General features: G+C 68.8%; 17 protein-coding genes. All 17 read right to left on the reverse strand.

Annotation, left to right across the window (positions count from 1 at the left end; translation table 11 throughout):
* Positions 1-4: 4 nt before the first annotated feature.
* The 17 genes from nusA to RIB45_RS17535 all read right to left on the reverse strand — a co-directional run bounded on the left by nusA (position 5) and on the right by RIB45_RS17535 (position 16,640).
* Entirely contained in the window at positions 5-1,666 is a 1,662-nt protein-coding gene (gene nusA / locus RIB45_RS17455; protein ID WP_350051843.1) for a transcription termination factor NusA, read from the reverse strand.
* A gap of 88 nt (positions 1,667-1,754) precedes the next feature.
* Positions 1,755-2,336, reverse strand: a complete 582-nt coding sequence (rimP, locus tag RIB45_RS17460) for a ribosome maturation factor RimP (RefSeq protein ID WP_502882580.1) — start codon at positions 2,334-2,336, stop codon at positions 1,755-1,757.
* 173 nt (positions 2,337-2,509) lie between these two features.
* Positions 2,510-3,211 (reverse strand): tRNA (guanine(46)-N(7))-methyltransferase TrmB, encoded by a 702-nt coding sequence (trmB, locus tag RIB45_RS17465; RefSeq protein WP_350051845.1) that lies wholly within the window; start codon positions 3,209-3,211, stop codon positions 2,510-2,512.
* Positions 3,212-3,224: 13 nt separating this feature from the next.
* Positions 3,225-4,409 (reverse strand): methionine adenosyltransferase, encoded by a 1,185-nt coding sequence (gene metK / locus RIB45_RS17470; RefSeq protein ID WP_350051846.1) that lies wholly within the window; start codon positions 4,407-4,409, stop codon positions 3,225-3,227.
* A 295-nt stretch (positions 4,410-4,704) separates the two neighbouring features.
* Positions 4,705-5,142, reverse strand: a complete 438-nt coding sequence (locus RIB45_RS17475) for a helix-turn-helix domain-containing protein (RefSeq protein ID WP_350051982.1) — start codon at positions 5,140-5,142, stop codon at positions 4,705-4,707.
* Between the two features lie 600 nt (positions 5,143-5,742).
* On the reverse strand, positions 5,743-7,338 hold the full coding sequence (lnt, locus tag RIB45_RS17480; protein ID WP_350051847.1) for an apolipoprotein N-acyltransferase: 1,596 nt from the start codon (positions 7,336-7,338) through the stop codon (positions 5,743-5,745).
* A 13-nt stretch (positions 7,339-7,351) separates the two neighbouring features.
* Entirely contained in the window at positions 7,352-8,296 is a 945-nt protein-coding gene (locus tag RIB45_RS17485) for a hemolysin family protein (protein ID WP_350051848.1), read from the reverse strand.
* A gap of 5 nt (positions 8,297-8,301) precedes the next feature.
* Complete coding sequence (gene ybeY / locus RIB45_RS17490) at positions 8,302-8,829, reverse strand: rRNA maturation RNase YbeY (RefSeq protein WP_350051849.1); 528 nt, start codon at positions 8,827-8,829, stop codon at positions 8,302-8,304.
* 1 nt (position 8,830) lies between these two features.
* Positions 8,831-9,847 (reverse strand): PhoH family protein, encoded by a 1,017-nt coding sequence (locus RIB45_RS17495; protein WP_350051850.1) that lies wholly within the window; start codon positions 9,845-9,847, stop codon positions 8,831-8,833.
* Positions 9,844-11,259: a tRNA (N6-isopentenyl adenosine(37)-C2)-methylthiotransferase MiaB gene (gene miaB / locus RIB45_RS17500; RefSeq protein WP_350051852.1), complete on the reverse strand. Its 1,416-nt coding sequence runs from the start codon at positions 11,257-11,259 to the stop codon at positions 9,844-9,846. The genes RIB45_RS17495 and miaB overlap by 4 nt, the downstream gene beginning before the upstream one ends.
* 170 nt (positions 11,260-11,429) lie before the next feature.
* Positions 11,430-12,374 carry a lysophospholipid acyltransferase family protein gene (locus RIB45_RS17505; RefSeq protein ID WP_350051853.1) on the reverse strand — a complete coding sequence of 315 codons (945 nt, stop codon included), beginning with the start codon at positions 12,372-12,374 and terminating at the stop codon, positions 11,430-11,432.
* Positions 12,375-12,398: 24 nt separating this feature from the next.
* Positions 12,399-13,256, reverse strand: coding sequence for a GNAT family N-acetyltransferase (locus RIB45_RS17510; RefSeq protein WP_502882581.1), 858 nt, complete (start codon positions 13,254-13,256; stop codon positions 12,399-12,401).
* A 153-nt stretch (positions 13,257-13,409) separates the two neighbouring features.
* On the reverse strand, positions 13,410-13,862 hold the full coding sequence (locus RIB45_RS17515) for a Fur family transcriptional regulator (RefSeq protein WP_350051854.1): 453 nt from the start codon (positions 13,860-13,862) through the stop codon (positions 13,410-13,412).
* A 202-nt stretch (positions 13,863-14,064) separates the two neighbouring features.
* Entirely contained in the window at positions 14,065-14,487 is a 423-nt protein-coding gene (locus RIB45_RS17520) for a Ros/MucR family transcriptional regulator (protein ID WP_350051855.1), read from the reverse strand.
* Positions 14,488-14,764: 277 nt separating this feature from the next.
* Complete coding sequence (locus RIB45_RS17525; protein WP_350051856.1) at positions 14,765-15,304, reverse strand: GNAT family N-acetyltransferase; 540 nt, start codon at positions 15,302-15,304, stop codon at positions 14,765-14,767.
* A 15-nt stretch (positions 15,305-15,319) separates the two neighbouring features.
* Positions 15,320-16,021, reverse strand: a complete 702-nt coding sequence (gene tsaB / locus RIB45_RS17530; RefSeq protein ID WP_350051857.1) for a tRNA (adenosine(37)-N6)-threonylcarbamoyltransferase complex dimerization subunit type 1 TsaB — start codon at positions 16,019-16,021, stop codon at positions 15,320-15,322.
* 28 nt (positions 16,022-16,049) lie between these two features.
* The gene (locus tag RIB45_RS17535; protein WP_350051858.1) at positions 16,050-16,640 is read right to left on the reverse strand and encodes a malonic semialdehyde reductase; all 591 of its coding nucleotides are present in this window, start codon (positions 16,638-16,640) and stop codon (positions 16,050-16,052) included.
* Positions 16,641-16,676: the final 36 nt, after the last annotated feature.

Here is a 16,676-nt window from a genome sequence, read left to right on the forward strand (position 1 = left end):
GGCCTCAGAGCTCCCGGCCCGGGGCCGTCGGCGCGGCGTCGGCTCCGCCTTCGGCCTCGGTTTCAGCGAGCGCCTCCTCGTCGACCGGATCGCCCGCGATCTCCTCGCCGGCCATCTCGGCGCGCAGTTGGGCGAGGTCTTCCTCGGTGATCCAGCCGGCGGCGAAGCGGGCGTTCATGACCATCTCGGTCGCCCGCTCCTCGTCGAGATCGTAGTCCTTCAGGATGCCGTCCTCGGGGCTGGTCAGCTCGTCGGCCGCCAGGCCCGCGAAATCCTCCAGCGACTTGACGTCGTTCTCGCCCAGCGCGACCAGCATGGACTGGCTCAGCCCGTCCATCTCGGCCAACTCGTCGGTGACGCCGAGCTCGCGACGACGCTCCTCAAGACGCTTGGCCTCGGCCTCGAGATAGGCGTTGGCGCGCGCGCTCAACTCCTCGGCGATCTCATCGTCGAACCCTTCGATGGAGGCGAGCTCCTCAAGCGGCACATAGGCCACTTCGTCCACGGTGGTGAAGCCCTCCGTGACCAGCAGGCGGGCGATCACGTCGTCGACGTCGAGCGACTGCATGAAGGCGTCCGAGCGTTCGTTGAACTCGCGCTGGCGCTTCTCGCTCTCCTGATCCTCGGTCATGATGTCGATGTTCCAACCGGTCAGCATCGAGGCGAGACGCACGTTCTGTCCGCGCCGGCCGATGGCGAGCGACAGCTGGTCGTCAGGCACCACCACCTCGATCGTGTTGGTCTCCTCGTCCATCACGACCTTGCTGACTTCGGCCGGGGCGAGGGCGTTCACCACGAAGCTCGCATCCTCCGGCGACCAGGGAATGATGTCGATCTTCTCGCCCTGCAGTTCGGCGACGACGGCCTGGACGCGGCTGCCGCGCATGCCGACGCAGGCGCCGACCGGGTCGATGCCGCTGTCGTTGGAGATCACGGCGATCTTGGCCCGGCTGCCCGGGTCGCGGGCCACGCGGCGGATCTCGATCACGCCGTCATAGATCTCCGGAACCTCCTGGGCGAACAGCTTGGCCATGAATTCGGGCCGCGTGCGGGAGACGAAGATCTGCGGGCCGCGGACCTCCTCGCGCACGTCGTAGATGTAGCAGCGCACCCGGTCGCCGCGCTTGAAATGCTCCCGCGGGATAACCTCGTCGCGGCGCATGACGGCCTCGGCGCGGCCGAGATCGACGGTCACGTTGCCGAACTCGACGCGTTTGACGATGCCGTTGACGATCTCGCCGACGCGGTCCTTGTACTCCTCGTACTGGCGCTGGCGCTCGGCCTCGCGGACCTTCTGGACGATCACCTGCTTGGCGGTCTGGGCGGCGATGCGGCCGAAGTCGATCGGCGGCAGCCGGTCGACGATGAACTCCCCCGCCTCGGCGTCCGGCTTCTTCTTGCGCGCCTGATCGAGGGTGATCTGGGTCACCTCGTTCTCCAGATCGTCCGGCGCCACCACCTCGATGTAGCGGGCCAGCACGATCTCGCCCGTCTTGCGGTCGATGTGGGCGCGGATGTCGTGCTCATGGCCGTATTTCGAGCGGCCGGCCTTCTGGATCGCCTGCTCCATCGCCTCGAGCACCAGCTCGCGCTCAATTGACTTCTCGCGCGCCACGGCGTCGGCGACGGCCAGCATGTCGGTCCGGGTGATCGTTACGCCTTCCATCACTCTCTCTCGCTTTCGGTCTTCGGGCCGGGGGCGAAGAACGCGGCCTCCGGCGGGTTGTCGTCCAAAGCTTTCAAGGCCGCGCGCCTCAGGCGCCGCCGGCCGTCTCCTCTTCGTCCGCGTCCTCTTCGTCCGCGTCTTCGAACTCGACGTCGTCCTCGTCGTAGAGGGCGTGCTCTTCCTGCTGGGCGGCGGCCCAATCGATCAGCGCGTCGGTCAGCACCAGCTTGGCCGTCCCGATCTGGGCGACGGGCAGGGCGACGCGCCCGCCCTCGTTCTCCAGATCGATCAGCACGGCGTCGTCCTGCAGGCCGACGATCTCGCCGCGATAGCGTTTGCGCCCCTCGATCGCGCGGGCGAGCTCGATCTTCGCCTCGAAGCCGGCGAAGCGCTCGAAGTCGCGCGGGCGGACCAGCGGCCGGTCGATGCCGGGGCTGCTGATCTCCAGGCTGTAGGCGTCGGGGATCGGATCCTCGACGTCCAGCACGGCCGAGACCGCGCGGCTGATGTCCGCGCAGTCGTTGACCGAAATCGGCGCCTCGTCCGCCCGGTCGGCCATGATCTGCAAGGTCGGGCGCTTTGATCCGCTGTAGCGCACGCGCACCAGCAGATAGCCCATATCCTCGATCGCCGGTTCGATCAGGCTGCGAATGCGGTCTTCCACGGTCATGACGGGTCGGTCGTCCTCTTCGCCGAAGGCGGCCCTGCGCGGACCCCGCATCGGCAACAAAAAAGGGCGGGCCGCGGCCCACCCCCGTCGTCCGCGTTAGCGGATACAGAAAGTATGACCGGTTATATACGCCTATCGCGGCGCGAACTCAAGAGGGCGGCCCCAGCGTCGAGTCACCGCCGCCGAAACCGCAGATAGGTCGGCGGGCCGGCGAGGCGTTTTTGTTCGTAGCGGGTCCGGGGCCAGTCGGCCTCGCGCGCCGCCCAGTCGCCGGGACCTTCGTCGAGCCACTCGAAAGCGGTGCGGCCGGCCTCGGTGCGGGTCAGGTGATAGAGCATCCAGGCGCAATAGCCCGGATGGTCGGTGGCGAGCCGCATCAGCCCGCCCGGCTTCAGGACGCGCGCGAACGCGGGCAGGGTCGACGGCCCGACGATCCGCCGCTCCCAATGCCGGCGCTTCGGCCAGGGGTCGGGAAACAGCACGAACAGCCGGTCGATCGAGGCCGCGGGCAGCGCCTGGAGCAGCAGGCGCACGTCGTCCGCGAAAAGGCGGATGCGCGGCTTGAGCGCCGGCTCGGCCTCCATCGCCTGAAGGACCTTGGCGACGCCGTTCACGAACGGCTCCGCCCCGATCAGCCCGACCCGCTCGTGCATCCGCGCCTGGGCGAGCAGATGCTCGCCCGCGCCGAAGCCGATCTCCAGCCAGACCTGATCGACCGGCGCGTCGAACAGGGCGGCCGGGTCGGCGATCGGCGCGTCCGGATCGACCGGGACCTGAAACGCCGGCAGCGCCTCCGCGAGGAGACGCTGCTGGTTGGGCTTCAGCCCCTTGCCCTTGCGCCGGCCGAAGAATTTGGGGGCGCGGCTCTCGCTCATGCGGGCGCTCTTGTCAGGTCAGCGCCGCCTTCAGCGGCTCGACCAGATCGGTGCGCTCCCAGCTGAAATGGCCTTCGTCGGTCGGCAGGCGGCCGAAATGGCCGTAGGCGGCGCTCGGCGCGTAAATCGGGCGCGAGAGGGTGAGATGCTCGCGGATGCCGCGGGGCGAGAGGTCCATCACCTCGCGGATCGCGGCGATCAGCTTGTCCGTCCCCACCTTCCCCGTGCCGTAGGTGTCGACGAAGATCGACAGCGGCTTGGAGACGCCGATCGCGTAGGCGAGCTGGATCGTGCATTTCTCAGCCAGCTCGGCCGCGACGACGTTCTTGGCGACGTACCGCGCGGCGTAGGCGGCCGACCGATCGACCTTCGTCGGATCCTTGCCCGAGAACGCGCCGCCGCCGTGCGGCGCCATGCCGCCATAGGTGTCGACGATGATCTTGCGCCCGGTCAGGCCGGCGTCGCCGTCAGGCCCGCCGATCACGAATCGACCGGTCGGATTGACGTAGAACTCGTCTTCCGGGCACATCCAGCCGGCGGGCAGCACGCCCTCGACATGGCTGCGCACGATCTCGCGCACGCGGTCCTGGTCCATCCCTTCGTCATGCTGGGTCGAGACGACGATGGAGGTGGTCTTCACCGGGCGGCCGTTCTCATACTGCAGCGTCACCTGGCTTTTGCTGTCGGGGCCGAGGCCGAGCGACGGGTCGGCGTGGCGCGCCTCCGCCATGCTCTTCAGAATGCGGTGGGAGAAGTGGATCGGCGCCGGCATCAGCACGTCGGTTTCGCGGCAGGCGTAGCCGAACATGATGCCCTGGTCGCCCGCCCCTTCGTCCTTGTTGCCGGCGGCGTCGACGCCCTGGGCGATGTCTGAACTCTGGGCGTGCAGGAAGACGTCGATCTCCGCCGTCTCCCAGTGGAAGCCGGCCTGCTCGTAGCCGATGTCCTTGACCGCCCGGCGGGCCAGGTCCTCGATCTTGTCGCGGTGGACTTCGCCGTCGGTGACCAGCGACTCCGGCCCGCGCACCTCGCCGGCGATGACGATGCGGTTGGTTGTCGCCAGCGTCTCGCAGGCGACGCGGGCGTGTTCGTCCGCGGCGAGAAACAGGTCCACAACCTCGTCCGAAATCCGGTCGCAGACCTTGTCGGGATGCCCTTCGGACACCGACTCGCTAGTGAAGAGGTACGAATCCGCCATGCTGATCCCCCGTCGTCCTTCCCAACTAAACCCAACCGCCGCTCCGCGCCGCGTCACCGGACGCGGCGGGTCGGCCGACACCCCGGCGGTCGCGACGCTCGACGTTGGCGCGGCCGCCGGGAACGGGGCGCGCCTGAACGTTCGACGAATCGACGGGATCACGTAAGACCGCGGGTTTCTGGCAAGCTTTTCACAAGGCGTCAAGCGCGCGGCCGGAAAAGATGCTGAGACGAGGGGGAAAGAGGGCGCAGCGTCTAGCGCGCCCGGACCTCCGGGTCGAACCCGGCCGCGATCGTCACTCCTCGCCGTCGGCGTGGGCCATCGCTTTGCAAAGCTCGAAGATGCGCTTGCGCACCATCGGGTCCTTGACCTTGTAGTAGGCGCGCACGAGCTCCAACGTCTCGCGGCGCGCCATCGGGTCGGTTTCGCGATAGGGTTCCGGCGGCGCTTCGCCCAGACCGGCGCGCAGCCGCGGCGATTGGCCCGCCACCTCCGGCGGCATGTCCTCGTAAAAGAAAGAAATCGGCACGTCCAGCACCCGGCTCAGATCGTAGAGTCGGCTGGCGCCGATGCGGTTCGAACCGCGCTCGTACTTCTGCACCTGCTGGAAGGTCAGGCCGAGCGCCTCTCCCAGCTTTTCCTGGCTCATCCCCAGAATCGTGCGGCGCAGGCGAACGCGACCGCCCACGTGGATGTCGATCGGATTGGGAACGCCCGGGCGCCCGGCGGAAATTCGAACCGGCTGATCCGATGCGCGCGCCGCCGTCGTCTTGCGGGAGGGGGCGCCGCTCGGCGGCTTCGCGGCCGCAGACTTCGCGGCGGCGGATTTGGAGGCGGCGGATTTTGAAGCGGCGGATTTGGAGGCGGCGGATTTGGAGGCGGCGGCCTTTGAGGCGCTCTTGCGGACGGCTTTGTCGCCGCCGCCGATCGGTCGCCCGCCCCCGCCTTTCGCCATCGCACGCCCCTCCCGTCACTTCGCGCGTCGACCCGCGCGCGCCCCGCCTAAGAGGAAACGCGCCGCGTTTTTCATTCCTTAAAACTAGACATACGCATGTATGTCGGTCAAGCGCACTTTCAACGAACGGTCGCATGCGCGGGATGAATAGACAACGCTCATAGGCCGTAGGCCTTTCACGCGCTTATGGCTGAAGCGCGCCCGCAGCGCCCGAAAGGCGCCGAAAAAGCAACAGGAAAGGTCGAGTTACAGAGCGTCGGGCGCGCTCTTGCGCGCCGGCGGGACGCGCCTCAGCCCGAGGCCCGCTAAGCGGGAAAACGCGCATAGCGAGAAATGAAGGCGTGCAACCTCATCGCAAAAGTCGCGTCAAAAAAGCCCTTAAGGTTGCGCGCGCCGGCGGGCGCGACGGTCGGCGAGGAGGGCGGCCAGTCCGACGATCGCAAGCCCGATCGCCAGCGCGCCCGCCCCCCAACGCACGAAGGGCGTCGGGGTCTCCAAGGCCGGCGGGAGGCGCAGGTCCAACGCGCCGGCCTGGTTTAACCCGAGTCGCCCCAGCTCTCGCCCGTAGCCGTCGAAACCGGCCGAGATTCCGGTGTTCGCCGCGCGCACCAGCGGCAGCCCCCGTTCGATCGCGCGCATGCGGGTGTGCTGGAGATGCTGATAGGGGCCGGCGGTCTCGCCGTACCAGGCGTCGTTCGTCAGGTTCAAAATCCAGGCGGGGCGCGTCGCCTCGGGCGTTACCGCGCCGGGAAAGATCACCTCGTAGCAGATCAGCGGCGACACCGGCGGCAATCCGGGAAGGGTCAACGTACGCGGGCCGGGTCCGGGAACGTAGCCCGAGCCCCCCTCGGCGATCTTCTCGATCGGCAGCCACTCGGCGAACGGCACATACTCCCCGAACGGCACCAGATGCGCCTTGTCATAGTGCGCGATCACGGCGCCGGAGCCGTCGAGCGCCAGCAGGCTGTTGCGCAAGCCCGGCGGATCGTCGCCGCGGCGCGGCGCGCCGGTCAGCAGCACTCCCCCCGGCGGCAGGACGGCGGCGATCGCCTGGCGCGCCGGCGGGGCGTCGGCGAGGAAGAAGGCCGCCGCCGTCTCCGGCCAGACCACGCTCGAAACCCAGTCCGGCCGCCCCTTCAGGCTGAGGTCCAGATGGGCGTTGAAGTTCCGCTCAGCGAAACGGCGCGGCCACTTCTCGCGTTGCGGCACGCCGGCTTGGACGATGCGCAGACCAGGCCCGTCCGCGGCGGCGATCAGCGGGTCCGGCGCCGTCGACAGACGCGCCGCGCCGAAACTTCCGAGCGCCAGCGGGATCGCCGCCGCGCCGACCAGCGCCGCGGCGCGCGCCCGGCCGGTCGCGCGCGGCGTCGCCGACGCGCCCGCCAGCGTCGCCGAAACGAGCGCCAGCAACCCCAGCCCGTAGACCCCGAACAGCGCGGCCCCTTGGGACAGCCAGGCGCTGTCGGCGTACGCGTAACCCCAGACGTTCCAGGGAAAGCCCGTCAGCAGATGGCCGCGCAGCCAGTCCGCCGCGACAAAGGCTGCGGCCAGCCCCAGCGCGCGCGCCAGGCCGGAGGCCAGGGGCCGCACCGCCAGCGTCGCCAGCCCGTAGTAGACCGCCATCGCCGCCGGCAGGCCGAGCGCCGCGAAGGGCGTCATCCACCACAGCCGATCGGAATAGACCAACAGCGCGTTGGCGATCCAATACCAGCCGACCGAAAGATAGCCGAAGGCGAACCACCAGCCGACGCCGAAGGCGGCCCGTCGCGAACCGCGCGCCGGATCGGCCGCCCGATCCGCGAGCCGCAGCAGGACCCAAAAGCAGGGATAGAGAACCGGCCAGGCCCCGACGGGCGGCAAGGCCAACGTGGCCGCGGCGCCGGCCGAAAATAGCGCGAGCCGCGAGGACCAGGGTCCCAACGCCTGAACGCGGGCGTCGAAGCGGCCCAGCGCGACGCCGGGAAAGCGGCTCATGATCCGGCCGTCGTCAGGCGATCTCGCCGCGCGCGGGCGGCATGTTGCGCAGGCGCAGTCGTTTGATCCGACGCGGATCGGCCTCCAGCACCTCGAATTCGGCCCCGGAGTCGTCGTGCGCCACCAGCTCGCCGCGCACCGGCACCCGCCCGACCAGCGTGAAGACGAGGCCGCCCAGCGTGTCGATATCCTCGTCGCGCTCCTCGTCGGAGAGGATGGGGCCGAATTTCTCCTCGACCTCCTCGATCGGCATCCGCGCGTCGGCGATGTAGGATCCGTCCGGCTTGCGCTCGATCCGCGGGCCGGCGTCGACGTCGTGCTCGTCTTCGATCTCGCCGACGATCTCTTCGACCAGATCCTCGATCGTCACCAACCCGTCGATGCCGCCGTATTCGTCGACGACGAGCGCCATGTGCAGTCGATCCATGCGCATCTGCAGCAGCAGATCCAGCACCCGCATAGACGGAGCGACGAACAGAACCTTGCGCATGACGTGGCGCAGGTCGAAGGCCTCCGGATCCGGATCGACCGTCGCCCCCAGCACGTCTTTGATGTGGACCATGCCGACGACGTCGTCGAGGCTTTCCCGATGCACGGGATAGCGCGAATGCGGCTGGCGGCTCATCAAGCGGATGACTTCGTCCAGCGTCGCGTCCGCGCCGACCGACACGATGTCCGCGCGCGGCACCATCACGTCGTAGGCGGTCATCTCGCCGACGTTCAGGATATTGTGGATCAGCGCGCGCTCGTCCGGATCGATCGGGGTCGCCCGATCGTCGTGTTCTTCGAGGAGTTCCTCGAAGCTGTCGCGCAAGTTTGAGTCCCCGTTTCGGCCGAGCAGCGCGCGCAGGAAGCTGCGCATCGCGCCCGGCTTGCGAGAACTGGGTTCCGCTCCGCCGGATGCGGCGCCGGACCCGTTGGATTGTCCGGTCGTGCCGGTCGTGGACGTATCAGCCATCGGCGTTAAGCCGTCTCCTCCTCATAGGGGTTTTCGATCCCGAAACGTCGGGCGAGGATCTCGATCTCCAGGGCCTCCATCTCGGCGGCCTCGTCGTCGTCCTCATGGTCCATCCCCATTAAGTGCAGCATACCGTGTACGACAAGGTGAGTCGCGTGGTCGCGGTCGCTTTTTCCCATCGCCGCCGCCTCGCGGGCCAGCGTTTCCCACGCCAGCGCCATATCGCCCAGGAACAGCGGTTCGCCGTCGGGCGGCTCGTCGTCGTTGGGGAAGCTCAGCACGTTGGTGGGCGCGTCCTGTCCGCGGTACTCGCGATTGAGCCGGCGCAGCGCCGCATCGTCGGCCAAGAGCACCGCCACCTGCGCCGGCGGCGGCGGATCGGCGAGCGCCGCGTCGGCGTACGCCGCCGCCGCCGCCGCCTTGACGACCGCGACGGCCCAATCGGGCCAGCCGTCGGACTCCGGCAGCACGTCCGCCTCGAGCGGCGCGATCGGCGCCGCCGCGTCGGGCGCGGGCGCAGGCGCAGGCGTCATCTCACGCCCCCTCCTCGCTCTCGTCCAGCGGGTCGCGCGGCGGGCGGCGCGCGTCATAGGCCTTGACGATGCGCGCGACCAGCGGATGCCGGACGACGTCCTTGTCGTCGAAGCGCACGAAATCAACCCCGCGCACGCCCTGCAGCGTCTCGACCGCGTCGCGCAGGCCGGATTTCTGACCTGGCGGCAGGTCGACCTGACTCAAATCGCCGGTGATGATCATCCGGCTGTTTTCGCCGAGGCGCGTCAGGAACATCTTCATCTGCATCATGGAGGTGTTCTGCCCCTCGTCCAGCAGCACGAAGGCGTTCTTCAGCGTGCGTCCGCGCATGAAGGCCAGCGGCGCGATCTCGATCTCGCCGCTGTCGATCTTGCGGGCCACCTGATCGGCCGGCAGCGTGTCGTAGAGCGCGTCGTAGATCGGCCGCAGATAGGGATCGACCTTCTCCTTCACGTCGCCGGGCAAAAAGCCCAAACGCTCCCCCGCCTCGACCGCCGGGCGGGTGAGCACGATCCGCTCCACCTGATTGTTGAGATACATCGCCACCGCAATGCAGACCGCGAGATATGTCTTTCCGGTGCCCGCCGGACCCAGGCCGAAGACCAGATCGTTATTGCGGATCGCCTCGATGTAGCGGCTCTGCGTCGGGGTGCGCGCGCTGATCTGTTTGCGCCGGGTGCGGATGATCGGCTCCTGCTCGCCGAACAGATTGGCGGGTTGGGTCGCCATGCGCACGGCCGCGTCGACGTCGGCCGGGTCGATCGACTGGCCGCCCTTGAGGCGCTGGTACAGGCGCGAGATCGCCTCCTTGGCGATGTCGGCCGAATCCTCCGGCCCCTCGATCGCCAGCCGGTTCCCGCGGTTTATCAGCGAGACGCCGGTCGACTGCTCGATCCGCACGAGATGCTTGTCATGCTCGCCGAACAGCTCCGGCAAAAGCCGATTGTCGTCGAACTGGAGGAAAAGCGGCGCGCCGGCGGCGCCCCCGGTCCCGGACGAGGTCCGCGTCGAGCTCAAGCGACGTTCCTTCTATGCTCGGCCGGCGCGCCGGCCTCGGGGGATGCGTCCAGCGGCGTCGCGAACAGGCTGTAGCGCCGCAGCGCGTCGATCCGACACGCGATCAGCCGGCCGACCAGATCCGGATCGCCGTCGATATGGACCGGCTGCAGATAGGGCGAGCGCCCGACCATCTGGCCCGGCTTGCGCCCCGGCTTTTCGACCAAGACCGGCAGGGTGCGGCCCACCGTCTGGTGATTGAAGGCCTCCTGCTGCGCGTCGATCAGCTGCTGCAGGCCGGCCAGCCGTTCGTCCATCACCGGCTCGGGGACCTGCGTCTCGGCCAGCGCGGCCGGCGTCCCGGGACGCGGCGAATATTTGAAGCTGAAGGCGCCGGCGTAGCCGATCTCGTCCACCAGTTTCAGCGTCTCGGCGTAATCCGCATCCGTCTCGCCGGGAAAGCCGACGATGAAATCGCTGGTGAGCGCGATGTCCGGGCGCGCGGCGCGCAGCCTCTCCACCAGCCGGCGGTAGTCGTCGGCGGTATGCTTGCGATTCATCGCGGCCAGGATCCGGTCCGATCCGCTTTGCACCGGCAGATGCAGATACGGCATCAACTGCGGGACGTCGCGATGGGCCGCGATCAGGTCCTCGTCCAGATCGCGCGGGTGGCTGGTGGTGTAGCGGATGCGCGCGATCCCCTCGATCTCCGCGATCGCGCGGGCGAGCCGCCCGAGGCCCCATTCGCGCCCGTCCGGGCCGGTCCCGTGATAGGCGTTGACGTTCTGGCCCAGCAAGGTCAGCTCGCGCACGCCCTGGGCGGCGAGGCGCCGCGCCTCGGCCAGCACCGAGGCCGCCGGGCGGGAGGCTTCGGCCCCGCGGGTGTAGGGCACCACGCAGAAGGTGCAGAACTTGTCGCAGCCCTCCTGCACCGTCAGGAACGCGGCGACGCCGTCGACGCGGCGCTCCTCGGGCAGATGGTCGAACTTGTCCTCGACCGGAAAGTCGGTCTCGACCAGCTTGGCGCCGGTCTCGCGCTCGGCGCGCGCCAGCATTTCGGGCAGGCGGTGGTAGGACTGCGGACCGAAGACCAGGTCGACCATCGGCATGCGGCGCTGGATCTCCTCGCCTTCGGCCTGGGCGGTGCAGCCGGCGACCGCGACGATCATCCGCCCGCCGGCCTCTTCCTTCTGCGCCTTGAGCGCGCGCAGGCGGCCCAACTCGGAGAAGACCTTCTCGCTCGCTTTCTCGCGGATGTGGCAGGTGTTGAGGATGACCATGTCCGCGCCGTCCGGCGCGTCGACCGCGCGGAAGCCGAGCGGCGCCAGCGCGTCGCGCATGCGCTCGCTGTCATAGACGTTCATCTGACAGCCGTAGGTCTTGATGAAAAGCGTGCGCGAGCGCGGCGCGCCGTCCGTCCGTCGATCCGTCATGGGAATAGGCCTCGCGCCGCCGTTCCGGCCGACCGCCGCCGATCTCGCGCCCCCGCTTTCCCGCGGGGCCGCCGGTCGATCGCGCGAGCGTCTGTCGGTCGCATCAAATGGGGCGCTCCGTCACCATAGTCCAGGGCGTGAGTCAAGCTAGCACTCGGTTTGTGACGGGTTCAAGCGCGGGACTCGTCTTTCGCGCCCGCCGCGGCGTCCCGCGGCCGGCGGTTCAGGGCGTCGACGCCGACGCTCGGCCCCGCAAGCCTCTCGGGCTCCGATCCGCCGGTCGACTCCGGCGTCAGCCGGCCGGACAACGCGTCGCGCAGGCCGCCGGAAACCGCGCGCCAGCAATGGTCGGCCAACTGCTTGCGGCTGTGGAAGTCGCTCAGGCGCACCGGCTCGTGGAACACCAAATCGACGCCGACGCGTCCCAGGCCCAGCATGGTCATAAGATGTCCGCCCATTTCCATATCGCCGAACCAGGTGACCAGGGGGCGGAAGGCGCGGCCCATCGGCATGCCGTCGAGCCGGGTGTAGGCGATGGTGACGGGCTGGATCGCGACCGTGTCGCCGGCGTGCATGTCCTGCTCGTGGCTGCCGGCGCGCGCGGCTTCGAAGAGCGAGCTCTTGAACGGGATCACGCGCTGGCCGTCCGTGCTGGTCGCTTCCGGGAAGACGACCATGTGGTCGCCGGCCTCCAGCCGCTCCTTCAACGCCTCCAACTGCTCGCCCGCGCGGCGCGCGCGGCGTTCGATGAAGACGGTGCGCTGCTGGCGCGCCAGCCAGCCGAAGACCGGCCAGTAGTACACCTCGGCCTTGGAGACGAAGCAGCACGGCAACGTCGTCGAGAGCGCCACGATGTCGAGATAGGAGCAATGGTTGGCGACATAGAGGGCCGCGCGTCCGGTGATCGGTCGGCCGTGGACGCGCACCTCCAGCCCGACGATCTCGGCCACCCGCCGATGCCAGGGGATCGAGATGTCGGGTCCGACGCCTCGACCGCGAAGGATGGTCGGCAAATGGCGCAGGATCGTCCAGGCCGTCCAGCCGGCGATTCCCGCGGCGCGCAGGATTGCGAGCCCTTTCGACGGCCGCATGGCGGAGGTCTCCATCGGGCTCATCGACTGGGGCTCCCGCGGGTTGGCTCAGCCCTCGCCGGCGCGGCGGGCGTAATGTTTGAAGTAGCGGTCGGTGACCCGCTCGGTCTCGACGATGATGCAGACGTCCGTCGTGTCGAACTGGGGGTCGACGACCGCGCCGTCGCCGACATAACCGCCCAGGCGCAGATAGCCCTTGATCAGCGGCGGCAGGGCGGCGAGGCCGCGCTTGCGGTCGATCTCTTCGGCCGGGATGCGGTCCATCGCGACATAGCGCTCGGGCACCGCGACGGGTCGGCGCTCCTCCGGGGCGAGGTGATGATGATAGAGATAGCTGAGCGGCGTCGCGAGCTTGTCGACGTCCACGCCCGGGATGGAGGCGCAGCCGAACATCACCGCAATGTCGTAATGGAATACGTAGGCCGCGATGCCGCGCCACAGGAGCTCCATCACATGGCGCGTGCGATAGTCTTCGGCGACGCAGGACCGGCCGAGCTCGAGGATCTCCTTATCGATGGCGAGCAGCGGCGTGATGTCGTATTCGTCGACCGTGTAGAAGCGGCCGAACTTCTGCGCTTGGCGGCGGCGGAACAGCCGATAGGTCCCGACGACCCCGGCCGCGCCTTCGCCGCGCTCCCGATCGCAGACCAGAAGATGGTCGGCGACGGGGTCGAAGGCGTCGAAGTCGCGCTTGGATTCGGCCATCTCCGGCGTCGGTTTCGCCGTCATCTCCTCATAGAACACCTGATAGCGCAGCCGCTGGGAGGCGGCGAGATCTTCGGCCGTAGCGGCCAGCCGGATATGGAGCGCCCCGTCGGTCAGCTGCGCCAGATAACCATCGAGCTTGTCTCTGCCCGGCTGCGTCGCGGGGTCGAGGTCCGGGGTGTCTGCTGCGGGCTCGGTCACGGCGGAAGGGACCTCGTGGATTGCGGCGCGCCCGGGGATCGGGCGGCGCGGTGGGGCGTAGAAGTCACCTGTCCCCTGCGACGGCGCCTGTCAAGAGCGGGGCCGCGGGCGCGCGGCCGGCGGGCGACGCGCCGGGCGCACGGACGCGGGGGCTCAAGAGGAGCCGCGCTCCTTCTTGTCGAGGCGCACGCCGTAAAGCTCAAGCCGATGATCGACCAGCCGGAAGCCGAGCGCGCGCGCCACCTCTTCCTGAAGCTTTTCGATCGCCTCGTTGGTGAATTCGATCACCTCTCCCGAATCGATGTCGATCAGGTGGTCGTGATGCTCTTCGGGGGATTCTTCGTAGCGCGCCCGGCCGTCGCCGAAATCGTGGCGCGTCAGGATGTTCTCATCCTCGAACAGGCGCACGGTGCGGTAGACCGTGGCGATCGAGATCTTGGGATCGATGGCGGTGGCCCGGGCGTGCAACATCTCGACGTCCGGATGATCGTCGCTCTCGGACAGGACCCGGGCGATGGTGCGCCGCTGCCCGGTCATCTTAAGCCCCTTGTCGAGGCAAAGCTTCTCGATCCGCTCCGGATCGCGCGCGGGCTTGTCGTCGCTCATCCCAACTCCCCGCTTCGGAGCCCGACCGGCGGCGAGGCCGATGGTCCCAAAGCCGTTTCAGACGTCGCCGCACCGCGCGTCCGCGCGCCGCGCCGCATCCGTTCTTCTTTGCCGACAAGCAGTATAAAGACGGACGCGTCCGCAGCCAACAGCCGCGGACGCGTCCTCCGTAACACGGCGAGCGACCCGTCGGTGGGGACGCTCAGCTCTTGCGCGAGCGCGTGCCGAGGCCGATCTGCTTCGCCAACTTCGAGCGCTGCTTGGCGTAGTTCGGCGCCACCATCGGATAGTCGGCCGGCAGTCCCCAGCGCTCCTTGTACTCCTCGGGCGTCATGTTGTAGGCGGTCTTCAGATGCCGTTTCAGCATCTTCAACCGCTTCCCGTCCTCAAGGCAGATGATGTAGTCGGGCGTGATCGACTTCTTGATCGGCACCGCCGGGGTCGGCTTGTCGGGCGCCGGCTCGCCGCCTTTGCCGACCTGCGAGAGGGTCTTGTAGACCTGCTCGATCAGCTGGGGCAGGTCGGCGGTCGCGACCGTGTTGTTGGAGACGTGCGCCGCGACGATCTCCGAGGTCAGGCCGAGGATTTCGGTCGAGGAGATCTCGTTCTCAGGGGCGTCAGCCATGATCTATCCACTTCCTTCACAGTGAGGCTCCCTCGTCGGACGGCGGATTGACGCGCGACGCCGAGAGAGGGATTTAAGCCGGCGCGCGGCGCGCCGGAACCAGTTCTTATGAATGACCCGCACTCTCTACAATCGAAGTCGGTTTGATTGCCGAAAGCCGAGTCGTTTCTTGCATCAGTCTTATCAGGCGCGTCCATAGTTGGGCAAGAAATAGAATTCAATACAAATCAAAAAGTCACGGCGATTTGATGGACGGCGCGGCGATCACTCTCGCCTTTTAATCCGAGTATTCCGACCCAAGATCGCACCGCATGATCGCCGCGTCGACTCGTGCGCCGTCGGCTCTTCGATAGTAGTCGCGCCGCAGTCCGACCTCTCTAAAGCCGAGCGATAAGTAAAGCGCCGTCGCCGCCGGATTGTCGCGGCCCGCCTCAAGAAAGAAGGCGTCGGCGTGCGGCGCGGCCAGACGCAGGGCGGCCCGCATCAGGCGTCGAGCGACGCCCCGTCGCCGCGCGCACGGCCGCACGCCGATCGCCAGAACCTCCGCCTCGCGCGCGACGACGCGGGCCAGGACGAAGCCGACCGGGTCGCCGCCCGTCTCGCGGGCCGCCGAAGCGCCCGCCGCGTCTTCCGCTTTCACGGGCTCGGCCGCGACCAGCCCCCAGACGCCCGGGGCGCTCATCAACTCGCGCACCGAGGGCTCCGACCACGGCTCGTCGAAGGCCTCGGCGTAGAGCGCGGCGATCACATGGAAACTCTCAACCCCGACGGCGCTCAGCGTCAGGCGGTCGGCCGGCGCGGGTGCGGCTGCGGTCATCGCGCGTCGACCCCGTCAGAGCGCGCTCGCCGGCGGGCGCGGCGGGGTCGCGTCGGGCGGGCGCAGGTAAAGCGGGGAGGGAGGCGGCGGCCGTTCGCCGCGCGCCGCCCAATCGGCGAGCGTCTCCTGCGTCAAGCGCGCCAGGGCCTGCGGGCTCGGCAGATCCGGACCGCCGCCGCGGATCCAGGCGAGGCCCGCGGCGTCCAGCGCGGCGCCGGCGCGCGTCTGGGCGTCGCCGGCGAGGCGCAGCGCCTCGGGCCGACGTCCCAGCCGATCGAGCAGCCAGCCCGCCACCGCGCCCGGCGGCAGCGCCCGCGGCGCGGGATCGACGCCCGCGCCCGTCAGCGCGACGTAGAGATCGTCGCGCTTGGTCTCCAGCGCGATCAACAGCGGGCTCGGGGCGGGGGGCTGCGCGGCCGCGATCGCCGCGGTCGTGGCGATTCCGGCCACGGGACGGTCGAGCGCCAACCCCAAGCCGCGCGCCGCCGCGATTCCGATGCGGATGCCGGTGAAGGCGCCCGGTCCGATCGAAACGCCGATCCCGTCCAACGCGGCCGGCCGCCAGCCGACCTCCGCCATCAGCGCGTCGATCATCGGGACGAGCGCTTCGGCCTGGCCGCGGCGCATGGCCTCCTGACGGGCGGCGACCACCGCGCCCTCTTCGGCCAGCGCGACGGTGCAGGCGTCCATCGCCGTATCGAACGCCAAAAGGCGCATGGCGCCGGATCCTCGCTCTCTCGTCGCGTCAGACGATCTTGCAGAAGTCGTCGAAGGCGGGCCGCGGGCTGCGGTCATGCAGCACGCTCGGGTCGCCGTAGCCGATATTCATCAGGAAATTGGATTTGATCGTCGTGCCTTTGAAGAAGGCCTCGTCGACCTTGGCGTTGTCGAAGCCCGACATCGGCCCGCAATCCAGCCCGACCGCGCGGCAGGCCAGCAGCAGGTACGCGCCCTGCAACGAGCCGTTGCGGAACGCATTCGTCTCGGCCGCCTTCGGCTTGCCCGCGAACCAGCTGCGCGCGTCGGTATGCGGGAAGAGCCGCGGCAGCTCCTCGAAGAACTCGACGTCATAGCCGATGATCGCGGTGGCCGGCGCCTTCATCGTCTTCTCGCGGTTGCCCTCCATCAGGCAGGGCTCCAACTTTTTCTTCTCCGCCTCGCTGCGCACGAAGATCACGCGCATCGGCTGGCAGTTGGCGCTGGTCGGCGCCATCTTGGCGAGATCATAGGCCCGGCGCAGCAACTCGTCCGGCGTCTCGCGGTCGATCCAGGCGTTGTGGGTGCGCGCCTCGCGGAACAGGGCGTCCAAGGCGGCGTCGTCGATCGCCTCGCTCATCGTCGTCTCTCCTCTCGGCTTGCGGCGGGATGAGGC

The sequence above is a fragment of the Marivibrio sp. genome (genome assembly GCF_040218065.1).
Classification (GTDB): domain Bacteria; phylum Pseudomonadota; class Alphaproteobacteria; order UBA8366; family Aestuariispiraceae; genus Marivibrio.

Excerpts from the sequence above, each read along its gene's own strand:
- tsaB (WP_350051857.1), bottom strand. The coding sequence starts at position 16,021 with ATGCGCCTTTTGGCGTTCGATACGGCGATGGACGCCTGCACCGTCGCG.
- RIB45_RS17515 (WP_350051854.1), bottom strand. The coding sequence starts at position 13,862 with ATGAGCGACGACAAGCCCGCGCGCGATCCGGAGCGGATCGAGAAGCTT.
- RIB45_RS17505 (WP_350051853.1), bottom strand. The coding sequence starts at position 12,374 with ATGAGCCCGATGGAGACCTCCGCCATGCGGCCGTCGAAAGGGCTCGCA.
- RIB45_RS17535 (WP_350051858.1), bottom strand. The coding sequence starts at position 16,640 with ATGAGCGAGGCGATCGACGACGCCGCCTTGGACGCCCTGTTCCGCGAG.
- ybeY (WP_350051849.1), bottom strand. The coding sequence starts at position 8,829 with ATGACGCCTGCGCCTGCGCCCGCGCCCGACGCGGCGGCGCCGATCGCG.
- miaB (WP_350051852.1), bottom strand. The coding sequence starts at position 11,259 with ATGACGGATCGACGGACGGACGGCGCGCCGCGCTCGCGCACGCTTTTC.
- RIB45_RS17525 (WP_350051856.1), bottom strand. The coding sequence starts at position 15,304 with ATGACCGCAGCCGCACCCGCGCCGGCCGACCGCCTGACGCTGAGCGCC.
- RIB45_RS17520 (WP_350051855.1), bottom strand. The coding sequence starts at position 14,487 with ATGGCTGACGCCCCTGAGAACGAGATCTCCTCGACCGAAATCCTCGGC.
- rimP (WP_502882580.1), bottom strand. The coding sequence starts at position 2,336 with ATGACCGTGGAAGACCGCATTCGCAGCCTGATCGAACCGGCGATCGAG.
- RIB45_RS17485 (WP_350051848.1), bottom strand. The coding sequence starts at position 8,296 with ATGGCTGATACGTCCACGACCGGCACGACCGGACAATCCAACGGGTCC.
- metK (WP_350051846.1), bottom strand. The coding sequence starts at position 4,409 with ATGGCGGATTCGTACCTCTTCACTAGCGAGTCGGTGTCCGAAGGGCAT.
- trmB (WP_350051845.1), bottom strand. The coding sequence starts at position 3,211 with ATGAGCGAGAGCCGCGCCCCCAAATTCTTCGGCCGGCGCAAGGGCAAG.
- lnt (WP_350051847.1), bottom strand. The coding sequence starts at position 7,338 with ATGAGCCGCTTTCCCGGCGTCGCGCTGGGCCGCTTCGACGCCCGCGTT.
- nusA (WP_350051843.1), bottom strand. The coding sequence starts at position 1,666 with ATGGAAGGCGTAACGATCACCCGGACCGACATGCTGGCCGTCGCCGAC.